Source organism: Lacibacter sp., from assembly GCF_035299325.1.
In the GTDB taxonomy this organism is placed as follows: domain Bacteria; phylum Bacteroidota; class Bacteroidia; order Chitinophagales; family Chitinophagaceae; genus Lacibacter.
On the sequence record NZ_DATGWT010000041.1, the window covers coordinates 62,001 to 82,384 of the forward strand.

Below are 20,384 nucleotides of genomic sequence, written 5' to 3' on the forward strand. Positions count from 1 at the left end.
ACCAAACTAAAAATCAAAACATGAAATACATATTACTTGTTCTGGCCTGCATCACATTGCTGTCATGCAAAAAGTTTCTTGATAAAAAATCAAACCAAAAACTCGTCATTCCCTCTACCGTCCAGGATCTCCAGGGCCTCTTGGATCAATACACCCGTGTAAACCAGTTCAACCCCGGTGCTGCCGAAAAAAGCGCCGATGATTATTACCTCACCCAATCCGATTGGGCAGCCTTGGCAACCATTCCCGATCAGCGCACATACATCTGGGAAAAAGACTTCCTTTTTGTAACAGGCACCAACGATTGGTCCAATCTTTTTGCGAATGTGTACAAGGCAAATCTTATAATTAATGAAATGCCAAACATTCCGCTTTCCGCCGGTACATTGGAAGAACGCAATGCATGTTTGGGTCATGCATACTTTATCAGGGCCAATTCCTTTTTACAAGGTCTGGCCATCTGGTCACCTGCTTATGATCCTGTAACAGCTTCAACCGATTTAGGAATGCCCCTGCGGCTCCATCCTGAATTCAATTCGCCATCTGTTCGTTCATCGGTAAAACAATCTTACGAGCAGGTGTTGAAAGATGCAAAACAAGCAGCAGCCATGCTTCCGGAAACAGCATTGCATTTGCTACGTCCATGCAAACCGGCAGCATTGGCCTTGGTTGCACGTACCTATTTATTCATGGGTAATTATGATAGTTGTCTTTATTACTCCGATTGGGCACTCTCAATAAAAAACAACATTAAAGATTACAACCAGCTCAACGCTTCAACAACTTATCCATTTGATCCACGTTTTTCAAATCCCGAAGTTTTATACGATTGCTATACTGCAAGCGGTTCAATATTAAATAATGCAAGAGCGAAGATCGATTCAAATCTGTATCGTTCTTACCATGCAAATGATTTAAGGAAAACGATCTTCTTTCGTAACAACAACAATGGCACCTATGGTTTCCGGGGTAGTTACTCTGGAGTAATTAATTTGTTCAATGGCTTTGCAGTAGATGAATTGTATCTCATGAAAGCAGAGTGTGAAGCAAGAAAGAACAATGCAATGGAAGCAATGAACACACTCAATACATTACTCATCAAACGCTGGAAAACAGGAACCTTCATCCCATACACAGCGGCAACAAAAGAAGAAGCAATTGAAAAAATTCTGTTGGAGCGTCGCAAAGAATTACTCATGCGCAGCATTCGTTGGATAGATATCAAACGCCTGAATAAACAAGGCGCATCAATTTCATTAACAAGAATACTCGGTAGCAATACATACCTGTTACCGCCCAACGATCTCCGTTTTGCATTACCAATTCCTGAAACAGTAATTGAGCTAACGGGGATGGTTCAGAATCCACGGTAAGCAATGGCTATGTCACAAGAAAAAACCGGCTGTTTCTACAACCGGTTTTACTTTTTTGTATTCTGATATACTTAATCCTTACTCGCTTCCATATTTTCTCCTGTTACATAAGCCTGTGCGTTGGTTTCACCTTGCAGATCAAGATAATGGGCAAAATCAACTTCATCAACTACCCCGTTAGAATAGCCTGAGCCATAATCAGTAAGCCCTTCAATTTTTACAACACAAGGAATTTCTCCTTCATCACAGCCTGTGGCTGGCAAACTGATCAGGTCCCAGTTGCTCGGGTTTATCAGGTTACTATTACTGATGTCATCTTCCGAATACTGGAAATAAAGTTCATCAAACCCTGCTTTTTGAGGTTGTTGTGTAAATGCAACAAGCACCACAGCAATAACAACTGCACTCATACTCAGAAAATACTTTTTCATAAACTAAAATTTAAAAATGATCGCCTACTCTGTTTCAGGTTTTCGGCATACCCTGCCTACGTAGAAAGTTGAGAAGTTCATATAACTGAAATCTTCCAATAGCAATAAGATTAATAACAAAAAACCCAGCATTAAAAAACAAGTGTTCCTTCCAGCTCATCTTGTTCAGCACACCACCACAGCTGCAGGGCAAATCAGCAACAAACAAAACCATATACAATAAATACAGGGTAAACAATACAAGCAATAAAAGCGAAGCATATAAACCTGCTTTTCTTGTCAGTTCAAAAAACAGGAGCAGCACAACAATCAACTCGGTTGCTGGCAACAACCATGCAATCGTGTCTGCTCCCTGGTCAATAAGAGGAGACCTTCTTAAATGAGCTTTAAAAACTTCATAGTTTATAAGCTTGCTGATAGCTGTATAGCAATAAAGTAAAATCAACAAATTGCCGATAATTACTCTATGGTGAACAATTTTCATCCGTGCAAAATTTAATAGTTGACGGTTCCTTAATAACGCATGTTAAAATTCTGCAATCAAAAAACAGGATACAAATCAAAGAGGTATTGAAACCGCAGCAAGAAGTATAGAAATTACAGTAGAGAAAGTTTATGCAGTCCTTGTATAGCGTTTACGGTACATGCCGGGAGGCATCCCCGTCTTTTGTTTGAAATAAGCAAAGAAGTTTTTTTCAGAGGTAAAGCCGCAATCTTTTGCAATGGCTTTAACGGGAAGATTTGTTATTACCAGTTTTCGTTTTGCAAGTTGTATTCGTTGTTGCAGTTGATATTGCTTAATACTGCAACCATATAATGTTAGAAAACCGGTTGAAAGCTTCGTTCGGTTCATGCCCGTCATTTTTACAAGTTGCCGCATCGTTAATACAAAACCTGTTTGCTTGCTGAGCACAACCTTTAAATCAGAAAAGACAATAAGCTCATCTTTGCTGATAAATATTTTTTCAAATCGTTTCATAATGATGCATACAAGTCTCCTCTTATTGACTGCATCCTATGAAAATATCAGGGCTTAAAATAACCATGCCTTATGGCAAAGATCACCACGCCTATAATATTCACTGAACCTGTTTTTTCAATAATCCTTGTTCTTGTTTTTTCAACCGTGCTGATCGTAAGCTTAGTCCGGTCTGCAATCTCCTTTGTAGCATACTGCTCACACAATAGCTTCATAACAGTTAGCTCAGTTTCTGAAAACTCAATTGCTTCCTTTCTCTGTCCCGCCTTTGTTGCAGCAATCATTTTACTGAGTTGCGTACTCGTCTGCTCACAGAAATATGTGCCCCCATCCTTTGCCGACTGAATGGCAGTCAGCAACTCCTCCTTCTTACTGCTCTTTAACAGGTAACCATTCGCTCCCGCATCCATCATATCAACAAGAAGATGCTCTTCATCAAACATCGTCAGTGCAAGAATACCAACCTTGGGTCTTTGCTGCTTAACAATCTTGGTTACAGCTATCCCGTTTTTTAAAGGCATGGCAATATCAGTGATCACAACATCCGGTTCCACTTCATCAATCAATTGTAAAAGTGCGTCGCCATCAGCGGCTTCGCCGGCAATCACAATGCTCTTTTCTTTTTTCAACACCAGTAAAATACCTTCCCTGAAAAGCGAATGATCATCGGCCAGCACAATTTTTATAGGTTCACTCATAACGTTGATTTATAGGTAATGCAAAATATATCTCTGTCCCTTTATTCTTTCCGCAACCCACTTCCATTACTCCGTTTAACACACTCGCCCTGCTCCTCATATTTTTTATCCCCGTTCCATCTGCATGTTTATTCTTGGCCAATCCAATGCCGTCATCAGTATAAAACAAATGAATGATTCCCTTCCGTTCAAGAATCCGCAATTCAACTGTCATCGCTTTCGAATGTTTAATGGCATTATGCAATAACTCCTGCACCAACCGGTAAATATGTAGGCCTAATTCCTTATCAGGTTCCTGCTTTAATTTATAGGTTAGCAAAAACTGAATGTCACATGCTGTTCTGCATTTACTCAGGAACTGTTCAATGGCTGGTTGCAGCCCCTTATCGTTTAATACAGCCGATGCTAACCCGTTGGCCGTATCTCGAAAACGTCTGGTTAACTCCTGCATCGATTCTTCTGCTTTTGCAAGGTATTCACGCTCTTCTTCATTCGCACCTCTGCAATTTCTGATCAGCAGGTGTGCAACCGAAACCAGTGGCCCTAAATCATCATGCAGGTCTCTTGCAATCCTCGAACGGTCATTTTCCAGTATTCTCGATTCTTGTAAATAATACCGCCGCAAAAGATCAAAATGTCTTCGGTGTTTGCGGATCATGCTCACCGCAAAATACAGGAACAATGCCCCGATCACTATACTGCCAATGAGGAACGCAGTATATATTCTCGTTTCAGTGGTATCCATAATGTTGCCAGTATAAAAAGGATGTTGGTAAATAGGTTGATATAGCTGAACACAGTGTAGATTTTTTTCCTGAAAAATTCGCTGTTATTTAATCCGTAAAACCAGAACAGTTCTACAATGATGGAATAAGTAAAATAAATAATCAATCCCATGCTGATTAAAAACACCGGGTTCCGGTACAGCTTCGCTGATGTTTGAAAAAGCACGGTATGTAAAAGGTTAATCGAAAGAAAAACAAGTATCGTCGAATACCCAATGATAAAATAAGAACAAAAACTACCGAGGTTACGGTAAAAAAAACATTCGGTCAACCAGCACAAAACAAAAAATAACTGGAGTAACAAAGGCCACATTCTTTTTTTGAATAAATCAAGCTTATAGAAAAGATGGGTCACAAGACATGCCTCCACAAGTGTAAAAACATTAACAACAGGCGCATTCGAATAATGCTTGTTCGTTACGATAGTGCTGATGACTTCTGTAACAAAACCCGCAGTTAGCAATAGCGTAAAAGGCAAATAGGCCGGGTCAGTTTTTTTAATTCTGACCCAGCCAATAATTGCTCCTGCTCCTGCCGTCAAACTAAAAAGTGCATGTGCTTCAAAATCCATAATGATAGCTTAACTGTTTAAAGGCGATTCCGTCGGACAGATATCCGGGCACCTGATACCACGTTCTGCAATATCATCCCCATCTTCTGTCGATGTCAATGTTTGCGATGGCAGAATATCATTGCCGTTGGCATCAGTAGGCACAATAATGGCATGTACTTTTAATTGCGTATCCATGCCATAATAAATGCGTAAGCCCGCACAACCATTCTTTGCCAGTAACGTATCAAAAGCTGCCCGGTCAAAAGCTTCCGAACGGGCAAGAATGTTTTGATTCTGGTAAGCAGGCTTAAGAATATTTTCCGACTCCTGTCTGTACAAACTGGTCATGTCAATGGCTTCCTGTAGTGAAATAAAATGGTTCATAAAATATTGATTTGGTGAACCACAAAGCACGCGGTTTCACCCATACCGCACAATCCCACTTTCATCATACGCTTTGTCCGTTTTCATCATCCCTTTCGGATGTTTTTCTCCTCTTGCAGTGCAGGTTTTCTCCATTTCGCAGCGAAAAATAGCCGATTATAAAAGACAGGCAAGGGTTTAAACACCCATTGTGCTTATTGGTCAGATTGAATAGTTTAGTACTGGCATTCAAACAATATTTTTTCCTCTGTTGTAAATGCAAAAACCATGAAAACAGTACCCCACCAAATCCCCGCCCGTGTCGTACTCTATCCAAAAGACGTAGAGAATATCACCGGCCGTCGTGGCCGCACAGCCCGCACGCTTTTAAATAAGATCCGCACCGCCCTCGGCAAATCAAAAGACGAATTCGTCACCATCAAAGAATTCTCCCTCTTCACCGGCATCGATGAAGAACTCATCAAAGATTTCCTCCAAACATAAAAACGATAAACGGTATCGAACGCCATCACTAATTCACAGCTAAAAAATCAGATTCACCAATAAAATTTTTACCAATGAAAACAATCAACCTCACCGATCTGAAAAACTACAATTGCGCACTCATTGAAGAATATCTCGAAATGCACCCTGCTGTTCTGTATGAAATCATCATCCCTTGGGAACAGCACGAAAGTCCAGGTACCGATCATCTTTCATGCATGTTCCAATACATCAATGCCGCATATGCAGGCCAATTATTATCCCTCTCTTCATTGTCATTTGGGTACAATGTGCCATCACCATGTCAGTGCACACCCTTTCGTTTCGAAATCGAACTACCTGTTGCAAACCAACTCCCGCAAACACTGTTAACAATTACAGAAGCCTATTTCACACACGAAGATGCAATGGTCGAATTTTCCGTGCAGGCAGCACAGTATTACGATGATGCATTCAACGGCATCACCCACTCCAACACCTGGGGCCTCTTACTCATGGCCGATAAAATGTTACCCAATATCTGGTAGTAAACAATTCACAACGCCAATTCTCCATACCGCAACACCTGCCCTGTTTAATAAAAAAAAAGTGATAAGTGTACACGCACAGGCATTAGCTTCTACCCTCATCAAATCCTGATGCATCACCATCAATAGAAACCGTTGCATCGGCATCCTGGAAGACCTCATCAGAGATTCTCTCCAATTATAAAATCAAAGCAAAAGCTGGTTGCAATTAATTAAAGAGTTGCACATAAGTTGTACAATTGAGTTAAATAGGAGATGCTACAGTAGTATTGTTGCTAAATCAGGGCCTTATCCGAAAACCAGGCTGTCGAAGATCCCGGCCGCCGCGTCGGGATATATTGGTTTTCGGGGTCCTTTTTGGTTACTTTTTGGACAACCTGTCCCGATGAGCGAAGCATCTTCGGGAGCAAAAAGTGACAAAAGATACTGCAAGCGCAGCGCCGCAACAATCTGTGTTCATCAGTGCAATCAGTGAGCAACCTCTTGTGAGCAAAGCGAACAATCTCTGCTTCTCGTATCCTCTAAAAAAAGCCCCGAAATAAATCGGGGCTCTCTAACCAGCGTAACTATTTCTTCCTCCCAAACATCTTCTTCAACACAAAACTCACAATCAAACTCACTGCCGCACCAACAGCAGCAAGGATCGCTGTCTTCACCAAATCATCAGCGTTGATGTTGGCAAAAAGAATCGTGATCGTTCCGCCGGCCGTGCCTGTTTTCAAAAACGACGGATGCTGCATTAGTTGCGTTCATTCGTTACAGCCGTCTGGCTCACACTCCCTGCAACCGCACCCGCTACTGCCAAGTAACCGGCAACTTTGATCAACACCGCAGGCAATGCCACAGGTGCTGCAAGTATTGCTGCACTCACACCCGCCAGTGCCACACCAATATTTCGCACCTGTTTAAAAAACTTTGGCGTACGTCGCCTTGCACGTTTCAAAATCTTTTTCATGTTTTGAATTTGTGATTTGAAAAAATGATGTTTATAAAACAAAGGGCAATACAATTCCTCATCCGCTCAGGAGTTATTTTTTTAACGCAATAAATCATTGCTGAATCCAATGTTGGATTAGGCTCCGTCAGAGAAAGAATCGACTGCCCTTGTTTTACTACCAACTAATGACTACCGGCTATCGGCTTTTCTTCCTTGCCCATTGCCAATTGTCCATTGCCCATTGGTTTTTCTTCCTTGGCTTTTGTTCTTTGGACATTGGATTTTCTTCCTTGAACCTTGTCCCTTGTACCTTTCCTTGGCCTTTGGATTTTGGCTCTTGGATTTTCTTCCTTGCACCTTGTCCCTTGTGCCTTTCCTTGTCCTTTGGATTTTGGCTATTGGGATTTGGATTTTCTTCCTTGTCCCTTGAACCTTGTCCCTTGTGCCTTTCCTTGGCCTTTGGATTTTGGCTCTTGGATTTTCTTCCTTGCACCTTGTCCCTTGTTCCTTGTGCCTTTCCTTGGCTTTTGGATTTTGCTTTTTGGATTTTGTCTTTTGGATTTTTATCCATCATAAATCCTACATCCTAAATCATACATCGCCTCAACTGCCACTCACCTTAACAAGGCTCAATGCATTAAACGCCCCATTCTTCAAACTGTACTGGCTGCCATTCACCTCCTGGTAAAACTCAATACCCAATACAAGAAACAGTGGCTTCGTGCTGTTCGCAGTCACCTGGTGGCTGATGTTCAGCACAGCAGTTGCTGTGGAGTTAATCGGCAAAGAACCGCTGTCTGCAATCGCAACAACATAGGTCTTGTTTTCAAAATCAATTTCCACACCTGCAGAAACCAGTTTGAAATGCGTGGCACCGCTCGGTGCAGCCACCATGTTTGTTGGAACAAATGCCGGGATGCTCACACTCAGTTCACCGCTTACCCGGTTGATGTTGGTGCTGAAAGGTGCAAAAAGTGAAGTACCCAATTTGCTGTTGGCGTTAAACTCAAACCCTTCCAGCAATGCAGCTTCCCCGTCAATCACGTTACGGAGTCCACGTTCATTAATGGCGTCCGCCTGTATCACCTTCATCATCTCACGTGTCAGTCGTGAAAGCATGCGGCTGTCAGCTGTGTTAAGTAATAACGAACGGAGCGCTGTACGCAACACCTTGCCCGCTGAACCGGCCCTGCCAAATTCTGCACCGTTTTCACGGGTGCGGGCAAATGCCGGATCGTTTGCAATACGCTCCTTGTTCACGCTTGTTTTTTCACGTGCCAGGTAGCCGTCCTTTGTCTTGTAAAAATTGATGTTCCCGATCGTACCCTTCAATGGAAGGATGCCTTTTTGTTGTGCCATCGGATTCTGTTTTAATAATCAAAAAATGAAAAGTGTTCAGGGTACACCCCTTTAAAACCCGTCAGTTGCAACGACACAACAAGATTACAAACACATAAAAGGGAAAGAAAATCAAACGGCCGTTTTTGCCGCATTTAGCCATATTTGTTCATTTATGCCGGAAAGGGCATACTAGCTATATAGAGCGTATATACTGCCTATATTAACCCTGTATAGCAGGGTGTCAGGGGAAATTTAAGAAAAAGAGAATTACTTGTTTGCCTGCGCCAGAAACTTATCCAAAGCCGACACCATACTAGGTGCCTGCGGATCGGGTGCTTTAATCTGTAATTGCAGACCGGCTTCTTCAACCGCTTTAAAGGTATTGGCACCAAATGCGCCGATAAATGTTCCGTTTTGTTTGTACTTCGGTAAATTCTCAATGAGGCTTTTTACACCACTTGGTGTAAAAAAACAAATGATGTCAAAGTCGCCTGTAGTGATCAGGTCTTTTACATCATTGCTTACCGTTTTATAGAGGATAGGTGTTGCAAATTCACAGTTATGATTACGGAGCCAGCTCGTGATCTCGTTATCGAGGTTTTCACTGCAGGGGTATAAAAACTTTTCGTTGCTCTTATGTTTGTTCACCACATCAAACAAACTTTTATTGGTGCCATCAGCACCATAAAAAACTTTACGTTTCCGGTAAAGGATAAACTTCTGGAGGTATAAAGCCACAGCTTCAGTAATGCAGAAATATTTTGTTTCCTGCGAAACTGATATCCTCATTTCTTCGCAGGTGCGGAAAAAATGATCAATGGAATTCCGGCTGGTGAAAATAACAGCAGAATAGGCTGTTATATCGATCTTTTGTTTTCTGAATTCTTTAGAAGGGATTCCTTCAATACGTATAAAAGGCTGAAAGGACAACTGTAAGTTGTATTTCCTGGCAAGCTCATAGTATGGCGACTTATCGGATTCAGGCCTTGGCTGCGTTATCAGGATATTTTTGATCGCTTTCTCTTTAGTGGGCTTCATACCGTGTTTTTCCATACGTGGAAAAGGAAAATTTCTGCAAAGGTAAGTACAATTGTTTATAAAAAACCAAGGATAAGCTTATAGATAACCAGCAGGGGGGCAATCTCAAAAGCCAGGAAAAAAATGAAAAAATGGAACCTGCCCACCTTTATTTCGGCCTGCACCGGGCGGTAAGCCCGCAGAAAACGGTAAAGAAACAGTCCCACAATCACAACCAATGAAATAGTAATGGCAATGCCGGCCAATTCTTTTTCAGCAAAAGCAATCACAAACAGGAAAGGAAGCAGGATGATCCCAACAATCTTATTGATCAGGAAAACAATAAACGAATAGGTTTCTGCAGCATTCTTCATACCAAACAACCAGCCGCTCACTTGTAGAAAAACATACTTGCCAAGGTACATCAGGGCAATGGTTGCGGTTGTAACCAGCGGAATAAACAGGTCGGGCAGCTTAACCGATACATCAAAATAACTGATGAGCAGGTACACATATGTGCCGGCTGCCACGGCAAAAAACAAATTGAACAATAACGACTGCAGACCCGATTGTACTAACTGTTCCCTGATCTGGTTCACACGTAAAGATGTGCGGAAGAACACCCGGAACATATCATTGAAATAACGCAGGTAAGTGATACGCAGCAACCCAAACAATAATGCAATACCCAGAATATAGTAAAACAGCCAATCCCTGTTTTCAACCTGCTTTTCTTTTTCGATCTGGAACTGTGGCTTTGCAAAAAGATTCAACCTGCTTTTTGCAAGAATAGTTTTGTAAGAAGAATCAAATGAAACCAGCGGTACTGTTTGCACTTGCTGAAGGGTATCTTCTGCAACTGGCAGCTGCGCACTCACAGAAACACTGTCAGGCTTCTGCTGCACAACAGAAGTATCCTGTGCTGCAACAGTAAATTGAACCGATAAAAGAAATAAGAGTAAAAGTAAGCGCATGGGTTGGTTGCAAAAATAATCAAGCGATCTTCAACCATCAGAAAAAATTCACATAACCAAAGTGAATTTTACTTTGTCGCAGGTTTAAAGGTGAATCATCTCTTTTACCTGCTGCAAAAGCAATATTGAAAATGCCCGCCTTTGTTTCAAACGCCATACCCAAACCTGAACCGATAAAACTGTTACTGGTATTGGCAAACTGGCTGTTGTTACGCACCAATCCCCCATCGGCAAATGCATAGATATAACTGTTGAGGCCGATAAGAATGCGGTACTCAGCTGTTGCCACAGCGTAAGCTGATGCAAAAATGCTTTCTTCATCAAACCCACGTAACAAACGGAAACCACCCAATTGATACAACTCGTTCCGGAAAATGCGGGGGCTTTGGATCATCCCTGCATTGATCGCTGTTTTAAAGGCTGCATTCTTACCGGCTTTTAAATAATTAGCAACACTTGCCCGCAAGCGAAACGTATATGCTCTAGTTCCAACTGAATCATAAAGCGATTGATAATTGAAGCCCGGATCATTTGGATTTTTCAACGAGGATATATTATTGTTGGGTCTGATCTTTCGAATACCTGCCGAACCGGTAAACTTCATATCAAATCCTTTACGTGGATTGAAACGGTAATCGGTAGTAAACCACTCGTATTCTAAACCAATATTTGAAGTTGTTTGATCGATCTGATCAGGCAATCGTTTGCTGATGCGGATTGCATTTGTATCAACTGTAAGCAGGTTGGAGATGGATTGTTGGTAGAATATTTTACCACTCCTGTTTCCGCCAAATGCATATTGCACGCCCAGCTGTAAGTTGATATTCAGAAAGCTGCTGTCTTTCTTCAAACCATCAAACGAAACATCCACACCAAATGGTGAACCGAATAGAAACGGTTGCAGGTAGCCCATTTGCAAACGTGGCGATTGCACCTGTATCTGTTGAAACACGATGGTTAATGCTTCACCTAAACCAAATCCATTCTTCAGGTTCAAATTAAAATCACCCGTTACTAATAATTTGCTACCACCTAACTGATCATTTGATGGAAGGAAACCTATGATACCATTGATCTGGCTGCTCTTTCTTTCTTTCAAATAAAGATTTACAATAGAACCTGTGCCTAAAAAACTCATGTTCCATTTTTGTTCTTCGAGGAGATACGGCAGTTGCAATAAACGTGGACTGATGTTGAGCAGTTTCTGTTTTTGGTAAATCGAGGCATCCTGTATCTCAAGATAACGTTGCAGGAAACGGTTACTGATCTTCACGTCGCCATACACACGAATGCTGTCGATCTTATACAACGGACCTTTATCAATTTTCAATATTGCGGTGATGCCTTCCTGTTGCAGATTGAAACTATCAAGATATACATTAGCAAAAGGATAACCCGTGTTCTCCAGTTTATCAAGCAACCTTGTTTGCAATAATTGCACAGCTGCAAAATCGAGAGGTTGCTGTTTGAAATTTTTATCACGGTAACCGGCAGCATTCAACAGATCCTGTGGCACGGCTGATGTATTGAGTAATGCCCAACGGTATGTTTGGCCAAGGAATAGCAATACTTCCGCTTTTGTTGAATCCATTTGTACCGAATCAACCGAAGCGGTGATATATCCTTTCTTCTGTAACAGTTTGGGCAATTCAAAAATGTATTGGCTGCATGCTCCCTTATCATCAAATTCTTTTACTAACCCAATAGATGAAGAAACGTCAACCGTATCAGCAAAACGATAAAGCAATTGATATTTTTTTTGCGCATGTGCAGGCAACACAAAAAACCAGCAACAGGCTGCAAGAAAAATGGCTTTGTAAAATGCTGAACGGATTTGAAGCACGAACGGTTAGTTTTGCAGTTTCGAAATTAAGGTATCAGTTTGAGGATGGCAGGTATTTATATTCATATTCCGTTTTGCAGGCAGGTTTATCTGCCGGAAAATAAAATCACATTACAGTAAAATCAATGGCTGGCATTTACATTCATATACCGTTTTGCAGGCAGGCATGTAATTACTGTAATTTTCATTTCAGTACAAGTCTGCATTATAAGAACGATTTTGTTGCTGCTTTATTGAAAGAGATCGAATTACAGGCAAAAGCCGGCTATCTGCAAGGCCAGACTATTGAAACAATTTACTTCGGAGGAGGCACACCCAGCATTCTGCAGATCGACGAGTTAGAACAGATCATGCAACAATTGCATCAGCATTTTTGCATTGACCCATACGCTGAGATCACCTTAGAAGCAAACCCAGATGATGTAAATGATGAAAAGTTGAAAGGTTGGAAACAACTCGGCATTAATCGTCTCAGCATCGGTATTCAATCGTTGTTTGAAGAAGATTTGCGCTGGATGGACCGGGCGCATACTGCCGATGAGGCAAAACAAGTAATAGCAAAAGCAAGAGCAGCCGGCTTCGATACTTTCACAGTTGATCTTATTTATGGTACTCCCGGATTATCCGATGAGAAATGGCTGTATAATCTAAACTGGGTGTTGCAGCAAAACATCAATCACATTTCCTGTTATGCATTAACGGTTGAAGAAAAAACTCCGCTGGATAAACAGATACGTCAGCATCAAAAACAGGATGTTGATCCGGAACAACAAAGCCGCCAGTTTTTACTGTTGATGGATCATCTGCAACAGGCAGGATTTGAACATTATGAAATTTCCAATTTTGCAAAACCCGGTTATCGTAGTAAACACAACAGCAGTTATTGGAAGGGCGTGCATTACCTGGGTTTGGGGCCATCGGCCCATTCATTTAACGGCAGCAGCAGGCAATGGAATGTGGCCAACAATCAACTTTATATACAATTGCTGAAACAGGAAACAATTTCATTTGAAAAGGAAGAACTAACGGCAACCCAACAGCTGAATGAATACATCATGACCGGCTTACGGCTTATGGAAGGTTGCGATCTTAACTATATCAGCCAAAAATTTGGCAGCGACAAATCAGCTCAACTGCAAACAGAAGCTGCTTCTTATGCAAGCAAAGGTTTGCTGATGATTACAAACAATCATCTCATTCTTACGAAGGAAGGAAAACTCTTTGCCGACAGTATCGCTTCCGACCTGTTCTTCTAAAAACCTGCTTTACATTTTCAAGTCTTTTTTGTAAATTAGAATGCAAGCGTTTTCGGGTTGCTGCCACCAAAATTGCACCTCATGCTCGAGCCTACTATTGATTTTACAAACATGCCTTACTGGCATTTGTTTGGCATAAAGATATTGGAGCCATTTACGGTTCTTACAAATCTCTTTATTGCTGCGGCCTGCTTTTATGCTTACCGTAATCTTCAGGTAAAAGGATTAACACAAACTGTTCCTCATCGTTTAATGAAGTTGTTCTTTTTGCTGATGGGCATCTCTACAATTATTGGTGGAGTGATAGGTCATGCTTTATTGTATAAAACCGGCATGTATGGAAAAATTCCCGGTTGGTACATTGGTATGGCAGCAGTGGCTGTGTTTGAACGGGCTACAATTATTCATAGCCGCCCTTTGATGAATAAAAATATCGGGCAGTTTTTTTCCTGGTTTAATTATGCGGAGATACTTACGTTCATGATACTTTCATTGATCACACTCCGCTTCACATTTGTGATCATGCATGCCATGTATGGATTACTGGCGGTTGTTTTTTCTTTTGAATTATATGTTTACAGCAAAACAAAAGACCCGGCATTAAAACATATTTTCTATGCAACTGCATGGGGGTTTGTTGCCTTGCTTTGCCATGCTTATCAGCTAAGCATTCATTATTGGTTTAATTACAATGATGTGAGCCATTTGGCCATGATCGCTGCTATTCTGCACTATCACAAAGCCGCAGTTGGAATGCAGATAGAAATTAAAAAAGAAGAAATGATTCCGGTAAGATTAGAAAACAGTTAATCCGAAGACGTTTTTGCACGCCTGTTGCTCACAATGTGCTGCACAATACCAACTGCCAACATCAGCAGAAGTGCCCAGGGACCAAAACCTGTGAAAGAGAAAGGCATTGTTTTTTGTTTGTATAAAGTTACAACATGTTCGTGTGCTCATTCCTTCCGGAAAAAAATTTAACAGAATCCATCTCTTAATGAATTAGCTCCGTAACTCTAGTCCCAAAAATCTCACCCCCTGTTAAACAAATAGCTATTGTTGGTCCCATCAATAATAGAAATAACGGTAGTGCCACTGACAATAGATAGAGTAAAAATCGGCTAATACGATAACTCTTATATTGCTCAACAAATTGTAGCATTTTCTTTTCTTTAAATAGTTTCCGATGAATAAACTTCCGACCTACCGTAAAAATTAGAATTGAAAAGAGTATTATAATAAGTAGTTGAATAGGCCTGCTATCATTATTCGTATAAGTCCTGATAAGCTCCCATATTGGAATAAATAATGAAAAAAACAAACACTGCATTACAAAAGTCACATAAAGCACAATTCTCTCATCCGGGTCCCATGTATTAACCCGTTTATATTCTTGATATAGCTTAGTAAAAACGAAAAGCATCTGATTCTAAGAATGATTTATTAAGCCCAAGGCTGAAAATTAAGGAAGAGCACGAAAACTGTCTAGACAACTTTCATTTGGGCACACAGTTAAATCAACACCTGTTCTAACTGTTCAAACGCTTCAGCCGGCTGCACATCCTCCCACAAAATTTTATAGATAGCTGTGGCAATGGGCATATCAGCGCCCAGTTCTTTATTGATGAGATAAAAACATTTGCTGGCGTTATAACCTTCTGCCACCATATTCATTTCAAGCTGGGCAGCTTTTACACTAAACCCTTTGCCGATCATGTTTCCAAACGTACGGTTACGACTGTACAATGAATAACAGGTTACCAGCAGATCGCCCATATACACACTCGCTGCATAGTTGGCCGATTTTCGTAACGATGTTTTCATCAGCTGCACTCCGGGAATGGGCTCTTTGTGCACACCCACTTCCATATTACGGATACCCACTTTGCGTAAAAAGCCTGCCATTTCATCGGCAGCATTTGCAATAAGCACACTCAGGAAATTATCACCATACTCAAGCCCATGTGCAATACCACTGCCCAATGCATAAATATTTTTTAAGATGGCAGCAAACTGCACACCATACACATCATCATTGATTACGGTATTTATATAATGATTACGGAATTGATCTGCGATCCACTGTGTAGTAGTTTGATCAAGACCGGTAAACGTGAGGTAAGATAATTTCTCCGATGCCACTTCTTCTGCATGACAGGGACCCATGATCGTGTAATAATCCTTCGGATCAAAACCAAAATCATTCTTCAGGTAATCGTTGAGCAGAATATTACGGTTAGGCATAATGCCTTTTATGGCTGAAATGATCTGCTTCCCTTCAAAAATATCTTTGGGTAATTTATCGAGCACTTCTTCTGTGTAAGCGGAAGGAATGGCAAGTATCAGGTAATCTGATTGTTCAATTGTTTCCGTCAGATTTGTCGTTAACGTGAGTAAAGAGGTATTAAACGTTGCAGATCGGAGATAGCTTGGGTTATGCCCATGCTTTTTTATCTGATCAATAATGTTTTGATTCCGCACACACCAATTCAGGCGCACCCCGTTACCATTAAGGATCTTCGCAAGAGCAGTGGCAAAACTGCCACTCCCGATAATTGCAAACTGCTGATTAAGTTCTTCCTGTTTCAAACAATTAGTTTCAGAACATCTAAAATAAAAGAATCCCGCCTGATGGCGGGATTTTGCTATTCTTTTTTTACGATTTATTTTTCGTCGTACACTTTATCCTTTGGCACCACTGTTACTTTCATACCATCTTTTAATGTTTTACTGATGGTATTATAAGGTGCACTCACTACTTCGTCACCTTCTTTCAATCCACTCATCACTTCAATGTATTCGTTATCCTGGATATTTGTGCGGATGGCGACTTTCTTTACAGTTCCGTCTTTCTGCACAATAAACACCACTTCTTCCATCTCATCTGTCATCACAGCATTGTTCGTTGGCACTTCCTGTCCCTGTGCTTTCTTCTTATCTGCTTCCTCTTTTGCTTTTGCTTTCGATCCCTGTTCATTCTTATCACGGGTGGTAACTGCAAGAATTGGTACGGCTAATACATTCACCTGTGTAGTGGTCATAATATCAGCACTTGCGCTCATACCCGGACGGAACGGAAGATTCTTTCCTTTAGCCGGATCGATGAGATCAGCATAAGAAGAAGGATCAATACGGATATACACTTTATAGTTTGTTACATCACCTGATGCAGCTGCAGCGCCGGTTGCCTGAGCCGATGTGCTGCTGCTTGATATCTGCGTAACCACACCTTTGAATTTGCGATCGTTATAAGCATCTACTTCCACAATAGCACTGTCACCGATTTTTACTTTCGGAATGTCATTTTCACCAACATCAACACGCACTTCAATCCTGCTCATATCTGCAACACGCATGATTTCTGTACCTAAGCTGAAACTGTTACCAGCTACACGTTCGCCTTTTTTTACGGCCAATAAAGAAACAATACCATCCATTGGAGCAACAACCGTTGTACGGGAAAGATTTTTATTAGCTGCCGTTAAACTTGCCTGGGCACTTTGCACACTTGCTTTACCACTGCGAATAGTTTGTTTGGCAGCATCAAGATCAGCTCTTGCAGTTAAATAAGCACTTTCAGCCTGTTCAAACTCCTGACGTGAGATCACCTTTTCATCAAATAATTTTTTCTGTCGGTCGTATGCAAGTTTTGCCTGGTTCAACCTTGCTTCAAACGAACGGAGCGATGCTTCGGTATTTCCCACCTGTGCCTGCTGCTGGTTAACAATAGATGCAGCCCGGTCTCTGTCTGAAGTCAATACATCGGCAAAAACCTTTGCCAGCACCTGACCCTTTCGTACACTGTCACCTTCTTCCACATACATATCCACTACCTCACCGCTTACATCGGAGCTTACCTTTCGCTCATCTTCAGGATACACTTTACCGCTTGCGTTTACTGTTTCAATAATGGTTCGCTTCGTGATCTTTTCAGTAGCCACTCTCGTTGCTTCCTTTTTACCGATCACTTCTTTTTTCTTCAGGATGATAAGGGTCGCTGCTACCACCAAGAGGATACCAATGATCCACCAGATTTTCTTATTCATATTCAGTTGTTGTTCCTTTGTTGATTAGATAAGTGCTTATAATCTTAAGCCAAGACCTTTATAAAACTCCAGTACTTTCATGCGAAAAACATAGTCGAACTGGTTAGAAATTTTTTCAAGCCTTGCCCTGAATAAATTGTTTTGATTAGTTATCAGGTCAATAGAACGTAACAAACCCGCATCGTATCGCTTTCTTGAAAGTTCGTAAGAATACTCTGCTGTTTGAACACTTTTTATAGATGCCTGGTAGCGTTGAAAAGCAGCAGTTGCATCATTATAAGCCTGATAAATGTTTTGCTTCAATGTTTGGTTATCGTTGTTTACCTGCAATTGCTGGCTTTGATAATTCAGTTTACTACGCTGCCATGCAGTGCGTGCCTGTCCGCCATTAAAGATCGGAACCGTTAAACTGATTCCCACTGACTGCCGGAAGTTGAAATCGAGTTGACGAACAAAATCTGCTTTTTGCGAACCCGAAGGAATAAATGTTTGTGTAAATACATCAGGATTCTGAGCAGAACCTAATGAGGTAAATCCAATTGGAATGGTAACAGGAATATTCGCCCCTTTTGGAAGATTCTTTAACGCACTGGAATAAGCCGAATTCACATTTGCAAATGCACCAATACTCGGGTACATATTTCCTCTTGCAGCCTTTTGAAATTTCTCCAGTGATTGCAAACGAAGCTTATTTACCCTTTGCAAGGGCATATTGGCGAGTGCAAGTTGATAAACCGGCTCAGGCTGTAATTCAGCAAATGTTTCAACAGGTATTTTGTCAACCGGTGGTGTATCCAATTCGATGGCAATCGCCGGATCCAGATTCATCCAGATCTTCAGATTAAGTAAATTGGTTTGATAAGCGGTAACTGCAGCAATATAAGTACTGCTGTCCCTCGCTAATTGTGCTTCAAGTTCTGCTGCATTCAATTCAGGTAAACTTCCGGCATCAACTAATTTTCTTGTATTGAGTAACTGCTCTTTTGTTTGGTTAATCTGTACGCTGGTGATATTTACCTGCTCTCTTGAAAGCAGTGCCTGCAAATAAGCCCCTGCAACATTCAATGAAATATCGTTCTTCCAGCGCTCAACAGTTGCTTCCTGTGCTTTTGCTTCAAGTTCATTACCCAGTATGGTATTTTTCTGTGAATTGAAATTGAATAAGGTTACACTGCTTGAGAGGCCAAATTGTGAAAAAGTGATTTGTTGATTTGTAAACCCGTTGGTTGCGGGGTCGATGGACCGGCCAAACTGGAAACCATTACTGTTCTGAAAATTAGCGCTGGGCCACCTTTGCAGCTTACTTTGATTTAGTGTAAGCTGGCTGATCTTTGCCTGCACATCAGCCTGTTTAATGTTAAGGTTATTGGCCACTGCATATTCAACGCAACGGCGAAGATCCCATTTTTCCTGGGCCTGAATTTGTGTTACGGCGAGCAACAGGGATGATAAGAGAGTAAGCAGGATAAATTTTTTCATAAATAACTATAGTGACAATATAATGACATTTGGGGCACGAATTTATTCTTTTTTGACAAGCGGGAAACTGCTTATTCTGATTTTCGGCCCTAAATTAAAGCCTTCATTTTAACCCTGACTGTTCAAATGCCTGATTCAGGTCAGTAATCAGGTAGTTTGCATCTTCCAAACCCACATACAACCGCATCATTTGGTGCTCTGGATTAGCAGCGTCAAATTCATGATCCTGCAACCCGGCGCATTTCGGCAACAGCAAACTCTCATGCCCACCCCAGCTTACTGCCATCTGTATATGTTGCAGACTTTCGCAAAAAGTTACAATCTGCTGCCTGTTTTCTGCACCTACATAAAAAGAAAATAACCCCGGCGCCTCTTTCATTTGTTGCTTAGCCAGTTGGTACTGCGGGAAACTCTCATCAAACGGATAAAGGATGCGTTTTACTGCCGGGTGCGCTTTTACAAAAGCAACCACATCTTGTGTTGTACGGTTAATGCGTTCCAGTCTTGTTGGCAGGGTACGTAACCCACGTATCAACAGCCAGGCGTTAAAAGGTTGAATGCCGCTGCCGATATTGAGGTACTCACTGTCGAAGATCTTTTTCATCATGGCATGTGTGCCACTTAACACGCCGCCCAATGTATCACTATGCCCGCCGATATACTTGGTGGCCGTTTGCATGGCCAGATCAATACCCATCTCAATCGGTTTTTGATAAAGCGGCGTGCAATAACTATTATCAATTAAAGTGATGATGTTATGCTCTTTTGCATAAGCAGCAATAGCAGGTATATCCTGTAGGGCAAAATCCCAACTGTTAGGGCTTTCGAGATAATAAAAGCTAGTGTTTGGATTAGTTGCGTTGAAATAATCATGCGCATCTCTTCCATCAACATACGTGGTACTAACACCAAAACGTGGAAGGATTACATCGAACAACCTTTGCACCCAGGTGTAGGGCTTGTTTACACTTACAATATGATCGCCGGCTTTTACATTCGCAAGCACACCTGCAAAGATGGCTGCTGCTCCATTGTTGAACACAAGACAATCTTCCGCTCCATCCAATGCAGCTAGCTTTTTGCGTAGGATATCAACCGTTGGGTTTAAACCACGACTGTAGAGATAAGTACTCATCTCATCTGCAAATGCAGCACGCAATTCATCTACTTTATTAAAACGAAAATTACTTGTCTGAATAATGGGTGGTGCAATGGCATTGAAATAATGCTCACGGTCTTCACCCAGTTCGTTGAGGATATATGAAATGTCCATATAAA

22 protein-coding genes are annotated in these 20,384 nt (G+C 41.4%); 5 read left to right on the forward strand and 17 right to left on the reverse strand.

Annotated features, from left to right (window positions below; genetic code table 11):
* Nucleotides 1-20 precede the first annotated feature (20 nt).
* Nucleotides 21-1,373, forward strand: a complete 1,353-nt coding sequence (locus tag VK159_RS22080) for a RagB/SusD family nutrient uptake outer membrane protein (RefSeq protein WP_324232346.1) — start codon at nucleotides 21-23, stop codon at nucleotides 1,371-1,373.
* A gap of 71 nt (nucleotides 1,374-1,444) precedes the next feature.
* Here VK159_RS22080 and VK159_RS22085 read toward each other — a convergent pair whose 3' ends face one another.
* The 6 genes from VK159_RS22085 to VK159_RS22105 form a co-directional block, all read right to left on the reverse strand.
* The gene (locus VK159_RS22085; RefSeq protein WP_324232347.1) at nucleotides 1,445-1,804 is read right to left on the reverse strand and encodes a hypothetical protein; all 360 of its coding nucleotides are present in this window, start codon (nucleotides 1,802-1,804) and stop codon (nucleotides 1,445-1,447) included.
* A gap of 34 nt (nucleotides 1,805-1,838) precedes the next feature.
* Entirely contained in the window at nucleotides 1,839-2,288 is a 450-nt protein-coding gene (locus tag VK159_RS23725) for a MauE/DoxX family redox-associated membrane protein (protein WP_414672836.1), read from the reverse strand.
* 129 nt (nucleotides 2,289-2,417) lie between these two features.
* Nucleotides 2,418-2,783 (reverse strand): AraC family transcriptional regulator, encoded by a 366-nt coding sequence (locus tag VK159_RS22090; RefSeq protein ID WP_324232348.1) that lies wholly within the window; start codon nucleotides 2,781-2,783, stop codon nucleotides 2,418-2,420.
* A 47-nt stretch (nucleotides 2,784-2,830) separates the two neighbouring features.
* Nucleotides 2,831-3,481 carry a response regulator transcription factor gene (locus VK159_RS22095; RefSeq protein ID WP_324232349.1) on the reverse strand — a complete coding sequence of 217 codons (651 nt, stop codon included), beginning with the start codon at nucleotides 3,479-3,481 and terminating at the stop codon, nucleotides 2,831-2,833.
* Entirely contained in the window at nucleotides 3,474-4,226 is a 753-nt protein-coding gene (locus VK159_RS22100; RefSeq protein WP_324232350.1) for a sensor histidine kinase, read from the reverse strand. The genes VK159_RS22095 and VK159_RS22100 overlap by 8 nt, the downstream gene beginning before the upstream one ends.
* 620 nt (nucleotides 4,227-4,846) lie before the next feature.
* A complete protein-coding gene (locus VK159_RS22105) occupies nucleotides 4,847-5,203 on the reverse strand; it encodes a hypothetical protein (RefSeq protein ID WP_324232351.1) in 357 nt (118 codons plus the stop codon).
* A 267-nt stretch (nucleotides 5,204-5,470) separates the two neighbouring features.
* Between VK159_RS22105 and VK159_RS22110 the strand changes: the two genes are divergently transcribed.
* Nucleotides 5,471-5,686, forward strand: coding sequence for a hypothetical protein (locus VK159_RS22110; protein WP_324232352.1), 216 nt, complete (start codon nucleotides 5,471-5,473; stop codon nucleotides 5,684-5,686).
* A gap of 74 nt (nucleotides 5,687-5,760) precedes the next feature.
* Nucleotides 5,761-6,213, forward strand: coding sequence for a hypothetical protein (locus VK159_RS22115; protein ID WP_324232353.1), 453 nt, complete (start codon nucleotides 5,761-5,763; stop codon nucleotides 6,211-6,213).
* Between the two features lie 566 nt (nucleotides 6,214-6,779).
* On the opposite strand, the gene VK159_RS22120 is transcribed toward VK159_RS22115, so the two are convergent.
* From VK159_RS22120 to VK159_RS22150, 7 genes are all read right to left on the reverse strand, one after another.
* Nucleotides 6,780-6,953, reverse strand: a complete 174-nt coding sequence (locus VK159_RS22120; protein WP_324232354.1) for a hypothetical protein — start codon at nucleotides 6,951-6,953, stop codon at nucleotides 6,780-6,782.
* The gene (locus VK159_RS22125) at nucleotides 6,953-7,168 is read right to left on the reverse strand and encodes a hypothetical protein (RefSeq protein ID WP_324232355.1); all 216 of its coding nucleotides are present in this window, start codon (nucleotides 7,166-7,168) and stop codon (nucleotides 6,953-6,955) included. Before VK159_RS22125 ends, VK159_RS22120 begins: the two co-directional genes overlap by 1 nt.
* A 178-nt stretch (nucleotides 7,169-7,346) precedes the next feature.
* A complete protein-coding gene (locus VK159_RS22130) occupies nucleotides 7,347-7,724 on the reverse strand; it encodes a hypothetical protein (protein WP_324232356.1) in 378 nt (125 codons plus the stop codon).
* A 29-nt stretch (nucleotides 7,725-7,753) separates the two neighbouring features.
* A complete protein-coding gene (locus VK159_RS22135; protein ID WP_324232357.1) occupies nucleotides 7,754-8,509 on the reverse strand; it encodes a hypothetical protein in 756 nt (251 codons plus the stop codon).
* A 249-nt stretch (nucleotides 8,510-8,758) separates the two neighbouring features.
* Entirely contained in the window at nucleotides 8,759-9,529 is a 771-nt protein-coding gene (locus tag VK159_RS22140; protein WP_324232358.1) for a uroporphyrinogen-III synthase, read from the reverse strand.
* Between the two features lie 56 nt (nucleotides 9,530-9,585).
* Nucleotides 9,586-10,482: a DUF4271 domain-containing protein gene (locus VK159_RS22145; RefSeq protein ID WP_324232359.1), complete on the reverse strand. Its 897-nt coding sequence runs from the start codon at nucleotides 10,480-10,482 to the stop codon at nucleotides 9,586-9,588.
* A gap of 37 nt (nucleotides 10,483-10,519) precedes the next feature.
* On the reverse strand, nucleotides 10,520-12,325 hold the full coding sequence (locus VK159_RS22150) for a hypothetical protein (RefSeq protein ID WP_324232360.1): 1,806 nt from the start codon (nucleotides 12,323-12,325) through the stop codon (nucleotides 10,520-10,522).
* A gap of 125 nt (nucleotides 12,326-12,450) precedes the next feature.
* Here VK159_RS22150 and hemW point away from each other — a divergent pair, with 125 nt between their 5' ends.
* Together hemW and VK159_RS22160 are read left to right on the forward strand one after the other, a co-directional pair.
* The gene (gene hemW, locus VK159_RS22155) at nucleotides 12,451-13,581 is read left to right on the forward strand and encodes a radical SAM family heme chaperone HemW (protein WP_324232361.1); all 1,131 of its coding nucleotides are present in this window, start codon (nucleotides 12,451-12,453) and stop codon (nucleotides 13,579-13,581) included.
* 81 nt (nucleotides 13,582-13,662) lie between these two features.
* Nucleotides 13,663-14,391: a DUF6962 family protein gene (locus VK159_RS22160; RefSeq protein WP_324232362.1), complete on the forward strand. Its 729-nt coding sequence runs from the start codon at nucleotides 13,663-13,665 to the stop codon at nucleotides 14,389-14,391.
* A gap of 702 nt (nucleotides 14,392-15,093) precedes the next feature.
* Here the strand turns inward: VK159_RS22160 and VK159_RS22165 are convergent.
* From VK159_RS22165 to VK159_RS22180, 4 genes are all read right to left on the reverse strand, one after another.
* A complete protein-coding gene (locus VK159_RS22165) occupies nucleotides 15,094-16,170 on the reverse strand; it encodes an NAD(P)H-dependent glycerol-3-phosphate dehydrogenase (RefSeq protein WP_324232363.1) in 1,077 nt (358 codons plus the stop codon).
* Nucleotides 16,171-16,244: 74 nt separating this feature from the next.
* Nucleotides 16,245-17,627 (reverse strand): efflux RND transporter periplasmic adaptor subunit, encoded by a 1,383-nt coding sequence (locus tag VK159_RS22170; RefSeq protein WP_324232364.1) that lies wholly within the window; start codon nucleotides 17,625-17,627, stop codon nucleotides 16,245-16,247.
* Nucleotides 17,628-17,663: 36 nt separating this feature from the next.
* Nucleotides 17,664-19,106: a TolC family protein gene (locus VK159_RS22175; RefSeq protein WP_324232365.1), complete on the reverse strand. Its 1,443-nt coding sequence runs from the start codon at nucleotides 19,104-19,106 to the stop codon at nucleotides 17,664-17,666.
* A 103-nt stretch (nucleotides 19,107-19,209) separates the two neighbouring features.
* Entirely contained in the window at nucleotides 19,210-20,379 is a 1,170-nt protein-coding gene (locus tag VK159_RS22180) for an aminotransferase class I/II-fold pyridoxal phosphate-dependent enzyme (protein ID WP_324232366.1), read from the reverse strand.
* Between the last annotated feature and the right edge of the window lie 5 nt (nucleotides 20,380-20,384).